This is a genomic window from Streptomyces sp. NPDC026394, from assembly GCF_055567735.1.
Genome location: NZ_JBVHPX010000001.1, coordinates 74,875 through 88,004, shown reverse-complemented (window position 1 = coordinate 88,004; position 13,130 = coordinate 74,875). Strand labels below are relative to the sequence as shown.

Genomic DNA, 13,130 nt, shown 5'->3' with positions numbered 1-13,130 from the left:
AGCGGAGAGGCGGACCACCTTACGCGGTGATCCGCCGCCACGTTCTAGTACCAGTGGTTGTTCTGCCAGAAGCCCCAGGCACCACAGGGGCTGTTGTAGCGGCTGTTCATGTAGTTCAGCCCCCACTTGATCTGGGTGGCCGGGTTGGTCCGCCAGTCGGAGCCCGCGGAGGCCATCTTCGTGCCGGGCAGCGCCTGGACCAGGCCGTAGGCGCCGGAGGAGGCGTTGGTGGCGCGGTAGTTCCAGCCGGACTCGTGGTCCACGATGTTGCTGAAGCACTGGAACTGGTCGGCCGGCAGCATCTGCCGCGCGATGGCCTGCGTCTCGGCGATCGAGTACGACGCCTTGGCGGTGAAGGTGGACGCGTCGCGCGCGGCGGAGCGGGAGGCTTCCTTCTCCTTCTCGCGCTCCTTGGCGTCCTTCTCGGCCTTCGCCTTCTTGTCGGCCGCGTCCTTCTTGTCCTGCGCGTCCTGGGCGGCGGCCTTGCGGGCCGACTCCTGCGCGGACTTCAGCGCGGCGGCGTCCGCCTGGGTGGACGCCTCGTCCGCCTGCTGCGTAAGGGAGGCCGTCTGCACCTGGGCCTGGAGGCCCGCGGGTACGTCGGCGATCGTCGCGTCGGCCGCGGCGGCCTCGGTGTGGGCGACCGGGCCCTGCTCCTGGCCTGACGCGACACCGACAACGGCGCCGACGGTGGTGACCGCGGTGGCGGAGGCCACGGCGAATCCCCGGACCGAAATCCGGCTCACACGCTTTCCTTCCAGCATCGTCCGCATAGGTGACCTCGCGGACGCAATCGTGCCCCTGACGCTGGCCTCCCCTTGTTCCGCCCCCGATTGAGCGGCGGGAACGGCTGGTCACGGGAGGCACGGGCCCGGTACGTCCCCCTCGGGGGCCGCGTGGTGCTCGGGCGGCATACGGCGACGCTATGCAGTTCTGGGGTTCCGCACCGCTGGGGGTGCTGGTGTGCCGTATGCGGGGCCTGACAGGACCCAGACTCTGCCCGAACCGGACGCGCGGAATCAATTCATCGTTGCGTGTGAAAGCTCACACCCCGTTTGCCCCGCACGATCTGCGGAAAACCCCGCGCGACACGGCGCCGCCCGGCTAAGCTCCTGCGCTCCTGCCGGGCGGCGCCGTACTCCACAAAGGGTCAGATCCTGCCGTCCTCCAGCATTTCGGTCACCAGGGCCGCGATCGGCGACCGCTCCGAGCGGGTGAGGGTGACGTGCGCGAACAGCGGATGGCCCTTCAGCTTCTCGACGACCGCCACCACCCCGTCGTACCGGCCGACCCGCAGGTTGTCGCGCTGCGCGACGTCATGGGTGAGCACCACGCGCGAGTTGGCGCCGATCCGGGACAGCACCGTCAGCAGGACGTTGCGTTCCAGCGACTGGGCCTCGTCGACGATGACGAACGCGTCGTGCAGCGACCGGCCGCGGATGTGGGTCAGCGGCAGCACCTCCAACATGCCGCGGCCCACCACCTCTTCGATGACGTCCGAGGTGGTCACCGCCGACAGCGTGTCGAAGACGGCCTGGGCCCACGGGCTCATCTTCTCCGCCTCGGTGCCCGGCAGATAGCCCAGTTCCTGCCCGCCGACCGCGTACAGCGGACGGAAGACCATCACCTTGCGGTGCTGCTGCCGCTCCAGCACCGCCTCCAGGCCCGCGCACAGCGCCAGCGCCGACTTGCCCGTACCGGCCCGCCCGCCCATCGAGACGATGCCGACCTCCGGGTCCAGCAGCAGGTCGAGCGCGACCCGCTGTTCGGCGCTGCGGCCGTGGATGCCGAACGCCTCCCGGTCGCCGCGCACCAGCCGTACGCTGCCGTCCGCCGTGACCCGGCCGAGCGCCTTGCCCCGTTCGGACTGGAGCACGAGCCCGGTGTGCACGGGCAGCTCGGCGGCCTCGGGCAGATGAGTGGTCTCCTCGGCGAAGAGGCCGTCGATCTGCTCCGCCGTCGCGGTCAGCTCCGCCATGCCCGTCCAGCCGGAGTCCGTGATGGCCAGTTCGGCGCGGTACTCCTCCGCCAGCAGACCCACCGCGGACGCCTTGATGCGCAGCGGCAGGTCCTTGGAGACGACCGTGACGTCGTAGCCCTCGGCCTGGAGGTTGCGGGCCACCGCGAGGATGCGCGAGTCGTTGTCGCCCAGGCGGAAGCCGGCCGGCAGCACCCCGGGGTCGGCGTGGTTCAGCTCGACCCGGAGGGAGCCGCCCAGGTCCCCGATGGGGATGGGGGCGTCCAGCCGTCCGTGCCGTACCCGGTACTCGTCCAGCAGGCGCAGCGCCTGCCGGGCGAAGTAGCCGAGTTCCGGATGATGCCTCTTCGCCTCCAGTTCGGTGACCACGACGACCGGCAGCACGACTTCGTGCTCGTCGAAGCGGGACATGGAGCCTGGATCCGCCAGCAGCACGCTGGTGTCGAGGACATAGGTGCGCCGGCCGTTCTCACGGCGCTGCTTGCTGTTCACCACGGGTGGACGTACCCCCTCGGATGAGGTCGGGGTGCGACGGCGTCGCGGAAGTGGAGCCGCCACGCCGTCAGGCGGCGGGCGACGGGACCGGGCTCGGGCCACGCTGCACGGGCCGAACGCCGGCCCTCCGCGTCGTCCGTGCGGTCCGCACGGTCGTCCGTGATGTGCAAAGGGCCTCCCGGGCGGACGGCCCCGTGCCGTCCGCTGAGATACGGCATCCGATGACTGGTACTGCCGGATACCGACCTGGAAGGGATATTCCCGCGAACGTGCGCACCCATGCAATGGCATATGACGCACGGTCGGTGAACGCTTGGTTACGGGTCTGGCGCGGGAGCACTCCCGCGCCGGAAGGGGCAGCTCAGTTGGCCTAAAACCCGTAACGCCGGTGACGGGCGGCGTAGTCGCGCAGGGCGCGCAGGAAGTCCACCTTGCGGAAGGCCGGCCAGAAGACCTCGCAGAAGTAGTACTCCGAGTGGGCGCTCTGCCAGAGCATGAAGCCGGACAGCCGCTGCTCGCCGCTGGTGCGGATCACCAGGTCCGGGTCCGGCTGGCCGCGGGTGTAGAGGTGCTCGGAGATCAGGTCGATGTCGACGATGTCGGCCAGTTCCTCGAAGGAGGTGCCGCGCTCGGCGTGCTCCAGGAGCAGCGAGCGCACCGCGTCCGCGATCTCCTGCCGGCCGCCGTAGCCGACGGCGACGTTGACCAGGATGCCGGTGTGGTCGGCGGTGGCCTGCTCGGCCTCCTTGAGCACCTTCTGCGTGCCGTCCGGCAGCAGGTCGCGGTTGCCGACGTGGTGGACCCGCCAGCGGCCGTCGGCGGCCAGGCCGCGCACGGTGTTCTCGATGATCCCCAGCAGCGGGGTCAGTTCCTTCTCGGGCCGGTCGAGGTTGTCCGTCGACAGCAGCCACAGGGTGACGACCTCCACGTCGGTCTCGGCGCACCAGCCCAGCAGCTCGCTGATCTTTTCGGCGCCGGCCTGGTGGCCCTGCACGGTGGTACGGCCGTCGGCCCGCGCCCAGCGGCGGTTGCCGTCGAGGATGACGCCGATGTGCTTGGGGACCTGGTCATGGTCGAGGCGGCCTTCGACCCGGCGGGCGTAGAGCCTGTAGACGAGGTTGCGCAACGCGGGCGGGTACGGGATGCGCACCCCGGAAGATCGCAGCATGTGTGGTCAAGCCCCTCCGTGCAAATGGCGGTCGCCCCCGTCGCCTCAAGTCGGCAACTTTACGTCGGGGACGTCCCGGCGGCCCAATCAGGTGTGTCACAACTCCGTGATAAGGAGATGACCATGACTGATGCCTCTGTCCACATTGCCGCGAATACGCGCTACGACTCCATGGAGTACCGCCGCACCGGCCGCAGTGGTCTCAAACTCCCCGCCGTCTCCCTGGGCCTGTGGCACAACTTCGGCGACGACCGGGCCCTGGCGTCCCAGCGGGCGATCCTGCGCCGCGCCTTCGACCTGGGCGTGACCCACTTCGACCTGGCGAACAACTACGGGCCGCCGCCCGGCTCGGCCGAGCTGAACTTCGGAAAGATCTTCGCTCAGGACTTCCGGCCCTACCGCGACGAGATCGTCCTCTCCACCAAGGCCGGATATCTCATGCACCCCGGGCCGTACGGCGAATGGGGTTCGCGCAAATATCTCCTCTCGTCGCTGGATGCCTCACTGAAGCGGATGGGTGTCGATTACGTCGACATCTTCTATTCGCACCGTTTCGACCCGGACACCCCGCTGGAGGAGACGATGGGCGCCCTGGCGTCCGCCGTCCAGCAGGGCAAGGCGCTGTACGTGGGCGTCTCGTCCTACTCCGCCGAGCAGACCCGCGAAGCCGCCCGCCTCCTGCGGGAGATGGGCGTCCGACCGCTGATCCACCAGCCCTCGTACTCGATGATCAACCGGTGGACCGAGGACGACGCCCTCCTGGACACCCTGGAGGCGGAAGGCATGGGCTGCATCTCCTTCGCCCCCCTCGCCCAGGGCCTGCTGACCGACAAGTACCTGGAGGGCATCCCGGAGGGCTCGCGCGCGTCGCAGGGCAAGTCGCTCGATCCCGGCCTGCTCTCGGACGACGTACGGCGGCGACTGCGCGGCCTGAACGAGATCGCGGCGCGCCGCGGCCAGTCCCTGGCCCAGCTGGCGCTCTCCTGGGTGCTGCGGGACGAGCGGATGACCTCGGCGCTGATCGGGGCGAGCAGCGTGGCGCAGTTGGAGGCCAATGTGGCGGCGGTCGGCGCGCCGAAGATCACGGACGCGGAATTGTCCGAGATCGAGGAGTTCGCGAAGTCGACCGACGGTGTGAACATCTGGGCCAAGCGCGGCTGATTCTGTTCGGCCCCTGACGCTTCGCGGGGCGTTCCCCACGCTCCGCAGAGACGTTCGCACGATCCGTGTACGAAACCGGGCCGGTCATGATCATGGCGGGATCCGGACCCGGACACAAAAAGCGGGCCGGTCCGTGGGGGGGATACGGACCGGCCCGAGGGGGGGTTTCCACCATAACCCCGAAGAGGGGGTGCTCAGTGCAACTTCATGCGGAACGGCGCGCCCGGTTTCTGGATCAAGGCGCCGCCGCGGCCCCCAGAAGCACCCCGAGAAGGGCCCCGACGATCATGAAAGGGCCGTACGGCATGGCCGGTTCGGGCCCATCGTTCCGGGCTTCCGCGCCCCTGGCGCGCCGCAGCAACAACCCGCACCCGTAGAGCGCGCCGAGCAGCAACCCCAGGAATGCGCCAGTGATCAGAATTGCCCAGCCGTACCACCCAAGAGTGACCCCCAACCCGATCGCCAGCTTGACGTCACCCAGCCCCATTCCCGCAGGATTGACCAAATATAGGACGAAATAAAACCCCCCGAGCCCAAACCCGCCGAGCAGCGCCCCACCCCACACCCCCGCTCCTCCCCCGCCCAGCGCGACAAGCCCCAGCATCGCCACGAGGCCGGCCGCCAACGGCAGCGTCAGCACATCGGGCAGCCGCCGCACCCGCCAGTCCACGGCCGCGAGCAGCACCGCCACGGGAACCACCGCGAGCCAGACCACCAGCTCGGGCCGCGCACCGACGGCCGCGGCGAGCAGCGCACACACCACCGCCGTGACCAGGACGGTCACCCCCGCCCCAGCCCCGTACGCCCCGCACGCACGGCAGCGCCCCGGCCCCACCCACCCGCGCAGCGGCCCATCGATCGACCGCCCGCACGGACACCGGTCACGCCAGTCCTCCCCCGGCTCGACAGCCAGCCGATAAGCGGGCCGCGGCACGAGCAGCCCGACCGCGCCCCCGTACCCGGCGGCGAGAACCATCAGCATCACAGCCACACGGCCGACCCTAAGCTGATAAAACGCTCCCCATGCCCCGCTGGCAGAACGGATCAGGAACGCTCCGCTTCGTACAGTCCGACGCCGGAGAAACGACGCGCGCGCAAGAAGCACCCCCCGAAGCGGCCGAGCCGTCCACCCCCATGACCACCCTGACCGTCCCCCTGGAAATCGCCGCCTCCTACCGCGCCCGCACCCGCGGCCTGCTGGGCCGCGACGCCTTCGAAGGCGCCCTGCTGCTCACCCCGGCGAGCGGCGTGCACACCTTCCGCATGCGCTTCCCCCTCGACATCGCGTACCTCACCCGCGACTTCACCGTCCTCGCCGTACGCACCATGCGGCCCGGACGCCTCGGCCTCCCCCGCCTCCGCGCCCGCCACGTACTGGAGGCGGAAGCCGGCGCGATGGCCCGCTGGGGCCTGCACCCCGGCACCCGCCTCACGATCGACACCCCCTGACCCTCCAGCCCGCCCTTCCAGCCGACCCTCCGGCCCGCCCTTCGCCCGCCCGACAGTTCGGCACCGCCCGGACGCCGCATCAGCTGGTGGCTCGTCTCCCTGCCGCGGACCGGCCTCTCCCAGGGCAGGAGCAGGCAGGCAGGCCCGCGCGATGCGCTTCCAGCTGATCGCGTGTGAGCGGTGCGAAAACGACCATAGGGCACATACCCGCATATGTACTATCTTCCAGCCCTAACTTGCCCCCCTCCGCCCCGCAATTACCCCTTCCAGTCGGCATCCCCGCCCCCCGACCCCGGAAACAGCGCCCTCAGCCCGTCAACACGAACATGACCGCGCCACTCCGACCCGCACGACACACCCTCCGGTACGCCCGTACGACAATTCGCGCACCGCCCGTGCCGGTCACCGCGGCCTCACCGGCCGATCACGTCACTCCGAACGGACCGCACCAGCCCACCAAGTACAACGGGACTGACGGTGACGACCACGAAAGGCTCGTCGCTCTCCCGAAGAAGCACCGCATCTTCCGGGCCCACGGCCAGCTCAAGACAGTTGTTGCCTTCACTGCTGTAGGTCGACTTCTGCCAGACGAGGGAGGACATGGGTACGCACCTCACTTCCCCACCGCACCGGCCCGCACGAAACGGATAAAGCGCATCAGCGCCGCCGGATTGGTTGTCACCTGCACCAGAGGCTCCTCACTCTCGCGGATGAGCACCGCCTCACCGGACGGCGCCGCAACTTCGACGCAGTTGCTCGCGTTGCCGCTGTACGAAGACTTCTGCCAGTTGGGTATGGGCACGTTCGCGTCCTCTCAGAGGTCGTTGACGATGGTGTGAATGACGTCCCGTGAAGCAGACTCGTCGAGCGCCATGGCTTCGAAGCGCCGCATGAACGTGCGGTACCTGTCCAGCTGGGCATCCGCGTACTCGAACACCGCCCCGTGCTCGGTGTCGAGCTGCACCGTGTCCAACTGCGGGACCTGCCCCTCCGCGTAGGTCACCGTCTGCCCCGCACCCGGGAAGATTCCCGCCGAGAACGGAATCACCAGCACCGTGATCCCCTCCCGCTCGCTCATGGCGACGATGTGTTCGAGCTGCTTTCGCGTAAGGGAGTGCCCGCCGAACTCCATCCGCAACGCGGCCTCGTGAATGATTGCCGTGTACGGCACCGGAGAGTCCCGGTACAGGACCTCCTGCCGCTTGATCCGATGGGACACGAGATGCTCCACATGCGGCGGAGAGGGCTCGGGGACGTTCTGCAAGAAGGTCAGGCGAGCATAGTCAGCCGTCTGCAACAGGCCCGGCAGGTGCGAAACTTGCGCGGTTCGTATGGCAGCCGCGTTCTGCTCCATCTCCGCGAGGTCGAGCAGACCCGGAAGCAACGTCTCCCGGTAGTCCTCCCACCAGCCACGCTTCCCGCCGGCCGCCATGACGGCAAGCGCCTCCACGAGTGCGGCGTCGGCACAACCGTAAGCTCGCGCCAGGGCGCGCACGCGCTCGGCACTCACACCGATACGCGCCACTTCGATGTTGCTGACTCGCGACTGCCCCAGCCCGGTCAAGGCGCCGGCCTCCGTGGCACTCAACCCGGCTCGCTCACGCAGCTTTCGCAGCTCGCCTCCTAGCCGCCGCTGTCGAACGGTCGGCGCTTCCCTGGCAGGCATACGGACCCAACCTTCCCGGTTCATGAGAGCGCCAAATCTACAATGGGGTACTGAAGTACACGAGTTACGTGGACTACAGAACCCGGCGTGCGCTACCTTCCGTATCGGATCAACTACTTCTCGCAGTAGTGGGGATGCGCATGCCCCTGCACGCAGACACCCCCCCTCCGGCACCCCGCCTACCGTCACGGCAACTGGGAGTACAGCCTTCGGCTCCCCCACAGCCCGCTCAGTCCCGGCGTCGCTCGCGGAACCGTGCGACTCGTGCTGGACCGGTACTCGCTCGACGAACTCGGTGACCGGGCACAGCTCCTGGCCTCGGAACTGGCCACGAACTGTTATCTGCACGCACCCGGACCGGCGCGGCTTCGGCTCTCCTGGGAGGACGGCGTGGTGCGGATGAGCATGTGGGACACCGGCCGCACCCTGCCCGGCATCGCCGAACGCCCGGCACCGGCCAGGGCCGGCGCCGGGCACGGCCTGCGGCTCGTGGGGGCATGCTCCGACGACTGGGGCTGGTATGCGCTCGACCCGAACCGTCTCGGCGTGGACGGCAAGATCGTGTGGTGCGAGCTGTACCGCTGACCGTACCGTTCAGTCGGCCGCCGCCAGCGCCTCCCGCCGGGCATCCACCGCGCCCGGCGTCCGCCCCGTCACCGCACGAGCCTCCGTACGGCGCTGAAGAACCGCCGCCCAGAGCGCAGCCCCCAGGGCCGCCGCGCCCACCGCCGCCCCCACCCAGGCCACCGACACGAAACCGAAACCCGCGTCGATCGTCAGGCCGCCCAGCATCGGGGTGAGGGTGATGCCGACGTTGAAGGCGGAGGTGTTGACCGCGGGGGCCAGGGTCGGGGCGTTCGGGGCGAGGGTGAAGACGCGGGACTGGACCACCGGGTTGGTGACATAGCCGGTCAGGCCGAGGGCGAAGACGAGGGCGATGGTCACGGCCAGGTTCGCGGCCGTCAGGGCGAGCAGCGCGGAGGCTGCGGCCAGTCCGCCGATGCCGAGGAAGAGGGTACGGAGCGGGTGGCGGTCGGCGGTGCGTCCGCCGAGGGTCATACCGAGGAGCCCGCCGACCCCGTACAGCGCGAGGACGGCCGGGACCAGGCTCGCCGGCAGACCGCTCACCTCGGTCAGCAGGGGCGCGAGATAGCTGAAGGTGACGATGGCGGCGCCGAAGCTCAGGGTGGTGACGAGGTAGGAGACCCACAGGGCGGGCCGGGTCATGGCCTTGAGTTCGCGGCGTACGGACGGAAGTTGGCCCTGGTCAGGGCGGCCGGCGGGCAGTGCGGCCAGCAGGGAGACCAGGCTGGCGGCGGTCAGGGCGACCACGCCCCAGAAGGCCGCGCGCCAACCGGCGTGCTGACTCAGCACCGTGCCGGCCGGTACGCCGACGATCGTGGCGAGGGTGAGCCCGGTGCCGACGACCGACAGCGCCTTGCCCTTGGCGTCGGCGGGCACCAGACTCACCGCCGCCGCGGCGGCCACCGCCCAGAAGCCCGCGTACGCGAAGGCGCTGACGACCCGCGTCGCGAACAGCACCCCGTACCCCGGGGCCAGCGCGCCGACCACGTGCCCGGCCACGAAGACGAGCTGGAAGGCGATCAGCGCGGTGCGGCGCGGCAGGCGCAGGGTGCCGATGGCGAGGACGGGTGCGCCCACCACCATGCCGATGGCGAACGCGGACACCAGCAGCCCGGCGTCGGGGATGGAGACGCCGAGGTCGGCGGCCACGTTGGGCAGCAGTCCGGCGAGCATGAACTCGGAGGTTCCCTGGGCGAAGATTCCCAGCCCGAGGAGATAGACGGATATGGGCATGACGTGCTTACTCCCGTTGAAGGTTATGTATTGGTCAGTCCAAAACGAAGCCAAAAGAAGGCGGCCCGGTCGGGCCGCGCGTGCGGGGCGCCACGTCACAGCGCGGCCATGAAGCCCTCCACGACCCCTTCGAGCGCCACGCGGCCGACCCCGCAGCGCGCCGAGACGCGCAGGCCGCCGACGGCCGCGATGACCAGGTGGGCGAGGGCGCGCGCGTCCTTGCCCGCGTCGATGTCGCCGTCCCGCTGTCCGGCCGCGATCGCGGCGCGGATCGCCTCCAGCCGCAGCCGGTAGTCCCGCGCCAGCTCGCCCGCGACCTCCTCGTCGCGGGCCGCGATCTCGATGGCGGTGTTCACGACCAGGCACCCGCGCCGGGTGCTGTCGCTGTCGCACTCCTCGTCCACGACGCGCCGGAGGTGCGTACGGATCTTCTCCCGCACCGGCAGGTCGCTGTCCAGCAGCGCGAACAGCTCACCGTTCCGTTCCGCCATGAAGCGGTCCAGCGCACGCCCGAAAAGGTCGTGCTTGCTCTTGAACGTGTTGTAGATGCTGCTGCGCCCGAGGCCGGTCGCCTCGCACAGATCCTGCGTGGACGTGGCCTCGTAGCCGGCGGCTCGGAACGCGTCCATCGCGGCACCGACCGCCCGCTCCTCGTCGAACTTCCTGGGGCGGGGCATGGGGAGGACATTACCGGTATTGGATCGGTCGGTCCAATACCTTGTTCGGCCTGCCGCCGGACGTCGCAGGTGGTCGGCCGGGTGGCCGGTGCCGCAGCGCCGGCCTCTACTCCCCCGTACGCGGAAAGCTCACCTCGACGCGCCGGTTCTTCTTGCGGCCGTCCTCCGTGGCGTTGTCGGCGATCGGGTACTGCTCGCCGTAGCCGCGGATCTGGAACGTGGCCGCGGCGCCGAGGCCCTCGGCCAGTTCGCGCTGGACCACGTTGGCGCGTTCCTTGGACAGGACCAGGCCGTGCGCGTCCGAGCCCAGGTTGTCGGTGAAACCGAAGACGCGCAGGTTCGTGGCGTGCTGTTTCTTGATCTCGGCGGCGATGGTGCCGATGCGGGACAGCGCGTCGGGGGAGAGTTCGGCGCTGTCCTTGGCGAAGAGGACCTCGGCCTGGAGGGCGAAGGTCACGTTGGAGTTGGTGTCCTGCCGCCGCTCGGCGCCGTCGTCGGTCTCGACGATGGACTTGATGTTGAGCACCTCGGCGGGGGCGAGGGTCGCGCCCTGGACCATGCGGAGGTCGGGGTCCTTCGGGTCGATCCTCACGGGTGCGGTGGTGTCCTCGGAGACGCCGGGCGGGTCGTCGGCGTGGGCGGCCGGCGGGGCCGGGGTGAAGGTGAGCAGGAGGGCGGTGGCCGCGGTGACGGCGGCCCGGGCGGTGCGGGTTCCGGCCGTGGTCGGGGTGGTCATGGGTCAGTCCGAGATCGAGACGGTGGCGGGCGGCATGGTCGGCAGTTGGAAGTCGACCTCGGTCACCTTCGCGGGCGGGGCCGGGAACTGCGCGAAGACGGGCCGGCTCTCGCCCGGTTTCAGGCCGCTCAGCCCGGTGGTGCACAGACACTCGCCCTCGGTGTCCCGCAGCACCAGGTAGCGCTTCTTGCCGGCCTTGTCGACCAGGGCGGCGCCGGAGACGGAGGAGCGGGAGCGCATGCCGGTCTCGTTGGAGCGCCAGTTGATCGCGTTGAAGATCTTGGTGCCGTTGTTGGTGACGGTGCCGCTGACCGTGACGAAGCCGCCGGTGTCCCGGACCGCGGAGTGCAGGGTGACGACCACTCCGTCCGGGCCCTTCACCTCACCGATGACCTGCCGGGAGTCGGCGGCCGGGGTGCCGCGCCCGGTGTCCTTCGGGGCGGTGGCCCGCGTGGACGGCTTGCCGCCGGCCGCGCCGCTGCCGCCGTCCTCCCCGCCGCAGCCGCCGACGACGAGAGCGAGGCCCGCGGCGATCGCCGCGGCGGCGACTCTCCTGGTGGCCTTCGAAGGGCGCCCAGTGTCCATGGATGCGATTCCCTCTGCTCGTCGTCGGCTGGTCATTCGGCAAGGCGTACGGAGAACAGGTCAGTGGCTTCCGGCAGGTCGCGGAGGTCGGCCGGGTCGACGGTCCACTCCTTGCCGTCCTCGCAGGTGAGGTGCACGACGGGGGGACCGGCGGGTGGATCGCCGGCCGGGGGGTCACCGCCTGGCGGGTCGTCGGCGGGCGGATCGCCGCCGTCGCCCCGGCCGGGCCCGTCGCCCTCCCCCGGCGCCGGTGTCGGGTCCGGCTCCGGCCCCGGCGTGCAGCGCGGTTCGACCACTGCCCTGGCCCGTGCCGAAGCGTGGGTGTTCTCGGTCCCGGGGATCACCGAACGGCCCACGGTTCTCCGGGTGTCGGCCTCGACGGCGAACGACGTGGGGTACGAGCCGGCCGTGCACGTCGCGTCGGCGTCGTTGCGGCCGGCGAACCACTGGGCGTTCGCGCACGCTTCGGCGCCGGGGACGCCGCGGCCGCCGAGGAGGTCCTGCCAGGGCGCGCCCGTGCGGATCGCGTCGAGGAGTTCCGTGCTCAGCCGGTCCCGGTACTTCTGTCCGGCGGCCAGCGCGGCCGCGTCGGCCGCGGTCTGCGCGGAGTTGCGCGTCGCGGCGGCCTGCCCGACCGCGAAGAACGCGAAGGCGAGCAGGAGCAGGCCGGCCACGGCCACGATGTACAGGGGAAACGCCTGGCCGGCGTCTCCGGTCCGGCGGCGGGACGCCGCCCGGGTCAGATCCCCACGACCTCGGAGATCTTGTTGGAGATGGCCGTCGCGATCTGACTGCCGAAGTCCGTGGTCGACAGGACGAGCACGATCGCCACGACCACGGCGATGATGCCCAGGTACTCGATCGAGGTCTGCCCCCGGTCGTCTCCCTTTCCCCACAACCGCTTCGCCATCGTCTTCCCCTCCATGGGCGGCCGGGCCGCTCCGGTCCGGATGGTCTGCCCCCGTGATGCCGGCCCGCGCGTACACGTCGTACGGAGGAGCGCCGTACGGGCGAGAGCCGTACGGGCACACACCGAACACGCGCACACCGGACGTGAGCACGCTACGCACACGCATGCTCGCGACACGAGAAAAGTACGCCGGAACACCGGTCCCGGAACAGGGCGTCCGCCCGCATTCCTTTCCTGCGGGGGCGGGTTGAAGCATCGACCGGTGGTGCCTGGCGGCGGTTTCGCCCAGCTCGTCCGGTAAGAGGGGTTTTCTCGGAGCGGCTGGATCATCCGGCGCATCTGGACCATCCGGCGCGTACGGATCTTCCGGTACAGCCGGATCTTCCGGTACGCCCGTCCCGTCCGACGGCATCCTTTCCACCCCCGCCCGTCCTCGTCGGCAGTGCCGTTGCCACCCGTCCCGGCGGGCCCGGCGGTGCGGCCGGGG

General features: G+C 70.2%; 16 protein-coding genes. 3 read left to right on the top strand and 13 right to left on the bottom strand.

The annotated features are described in order from the left end of the window. Positions 1-44 precede the first annotated feature (44 nt). The 3 genes from ACZ4QV_RS00455 to ACZ4QV_RS00445 form a co-directional block, all read right to left on the bottom strand. Positions 45-746 carry an aggregation-promoting factor C-terminal-like domain-containing protein gene (locus ACZ4QV_RS00455; protein ID WP_361147221.1) on the bottom strand — a complete coding sequence of 234 codons (702 nt, stop codon included), beginning with the start codon at positions 744-746 and terminating at the stop codon, positions 45-47. A 404-nt stretch (positions 747-1,150) separates the two neighbouring features. Next, positions 1,151-2,473 (bottom strand): PhoH family protein, encoded by a 1,323-nt coding sequence (locus tag ACZ4QV_RS00450; protein WP_361147224.1) that lies wholly within the window; start codon positions 2,471-2,473, stop codon positions 1,151-1,153. A gap of 370 nt (positions 2,474-2,843) precedes the next feature. Further along, positions 2,844-3,641, bottom strand: a complete 798-nt coding sequence (locus tag ACZ4QV_RS00445; RefSeq protein ID WP_125045201.1) for an isoprenyl transferase — start codon at positions 3,639-3,641, stop codon at positions 2,844-2,846. Between the two features lie 117 nt (positions 3,642-3,758). Here ACZ4QV_RS00445 and mgrA point away from each other — a divergent pair, with 117 nt between their 5' ends. After that, the gene (mgrA, locus tag ACZ4QV_RS00440; RefSeq protein ID WP_467762428.1) at positions 3,759-4,802 is read left to right on the top strand and encodes an L-glyceraldehyde 3-phosphate reductase; all 1,044 of its coding nucleotides are present in this window, start codon (positions 3,759-3,761) and stop codon (positions 4,800-4,802) included. A 235-nt stretch (positions 4,803-5,037) separates the two neighbouring features. Here the strand turns inward: mgrA and ACZ4QV_RS00435 are convergent, their stop codons facing one another. Then, positions 5,038-5,586: an A24 family peptidase gene (locus tag ACZ4QV_RS00435; RefSeq protein ID WP_361147233.1), complete on the bottom strand. Its 549-nt coding sequence runs from the start codon at positions 5,584-5,586 to the stop codon at positions 5,038-5,040. A 239-nt stretch (positions 5,587-5,825) separates the two neighbouring features. Between ACZ4QV_RS00435 and ACZ4QV_RS00430 the strand changes: the two genes are divergently transcribed. After that, a complete protein-coding gene (locus tag ACZ4QV_RS00430; RefSeq protein ID WP_467762427.1) occupies positions 5,826-6,251 on the top strand; it encodes a DUF192 domain-containing protein in 426 nt (141 codons plus the stop codon). A 413-nt stretch (positions 6,252-6,664) separates the two neighbouring features. Here the strand turns inward: ACZ4QV_RS00430 and ACZ4QV_RS00425 are convergent, their stop codons facing one another. From ACZ4QV_RS00425 to ACZ4QV_RS00415, 3 genes are read right to left on the bottom strand one after another with little or no spacing between them, the layout of a single operon-like run. Beyond that, positions 6,665-6,853: a DUF397 domain-containing protein gene (locus ACZ4QV_RS00425; RefSeq protein WP_361583076.1), complete on the bottom strand. Its 189-nt coding sequence runs from the start codon at positions 6,851-6,853 to the stop codon at positions 6,665-6,667. An 11-nt stretch (positions 6,854-6,864) separates the two neighbouring features. After that, positions 6,865-7,053, bottom strand: coding sequence for a DUF397 domain-containing protein (locus ACZ4QV_RS00420; protein ID WP_361583073.1), 189 nt, complete (start codon positions 7,051-7,053; stop codon positions 6,865-6,867). Between the two features lie 12 nt (positions 7,054-7,065). Beyond that, positions 7,066-7,917 carry a helix-turn-helix domain-containing protein gene (locus ACZ4QV_RS00415; RefSeq protein ID WP_361583070.1) on the bottom strand — a complete coding sequence of 284 codons (852 nt, stop codon included), beginning with the start codon at positions 7,915-7,917 and terminating at the stop codon, positions 7,066-7,068. Between the two features lie 264 nt (positions 7,918-8,181). Between ACZ4QV_RS00415 and ACZ4QV_RS00410 the strand changes: the two genes are divergently transcribed. Beyond that, positions 8,182-8,502 (top strand): ATP-binding protein, encoded by a 321-nt coding sequence (locus ACZ4QV_RS00410; protein WP_361583067.1) that lies wholly within the window; start codon positions 8,182-8,184, stop codon positions 8,500-8,502. A gap of 9 nt (positions 8,503-8,511) precedes the next feature. On the opposite strand, the gene ACZ4QV_RS00405 is transcribed toward ACZ4QV_RS00410, so the two are convergent. The 6 genes from ACZ4QV_RS00405 to ACZ4QV_RS00380 form a co-directional block, all read right to left on the bottom strand. Beyond that, positions 8,512-9,735 (bottom strand): Cmx/CmrA family chloramphenicol efflux MFS transporter, encoded by a 1,224-nt coding sequence (locus ACZ4QV_RS00405; protein WP_361618377.1) that lies wholly within the window; start codon positions 9,733-9,735, stop codon positions 8,512-8,514. 95 nt (positions 9,736-9,830) lie between these two features. Beyond that, positions 9,831-10,412: a TetR/AcrR family transcriptional regulator gene (locus tag ACZ4QV_RS00400; protein WP_361147248.1), complete on the bottom strand. Its 582-nt coding sequence runs from the start codon at positions 10,410-10,412 to the stop codon at positions 9,831-9,833. Between the two features lie 106 nt (positions 10,413-10,518). Next, positions 10,519-11,148 (bottom strand): OmpA family protein, encoded by a 630-nt coding sequence (locus tag ACZ4QV_RS00395; protein WP_361618374.1) that lies wholly within the window; start codon positions 11,146-11,148, stop codon positions 10,519-10,521. Positions 11,149-11,151: 3 nt separating this feature from the next. Further along, entirely contained in the window at positions 11,152-11,733 is a 582-nt protein-coding gene (locus ACZ4QV_RS00390) for a hypothetical protein (protein ID WP_361583056.1), read from the bottom strand. A 32-nt stretch (positions 11,734-11,765) separates the two neighbouring features. Continuing rightward, on the bottom strand, positions 11,766-12,476 hold the full coding sequence (locus ACZ4QV_RS00385; RefSeq protein WP_361147427.1) for a pilus assembly protein TadG-related protein: 711 nt from the start codon (positions 12,474-12,476) through the stop codon (positions 11,766-11,768). Beyond that, on the bottom strand, positions 12,473-12,643 hold the full coding sequence (locus ACZ4QV_RS00380; protein ID WP_030020674.1) for a membrane protein: 171 nt from the start codon (positions 12,641-12,643) through the stop codon (positions 12,473-12,475). The genes ACZ4QV_RS00385 and ACZ4QV_RS00380 overlap by 4 nt, the downstream gene beginning before the upstream one ends. Between the last annotated feature and the right edge of the window lie 487 nt (positions 12,644-13,130).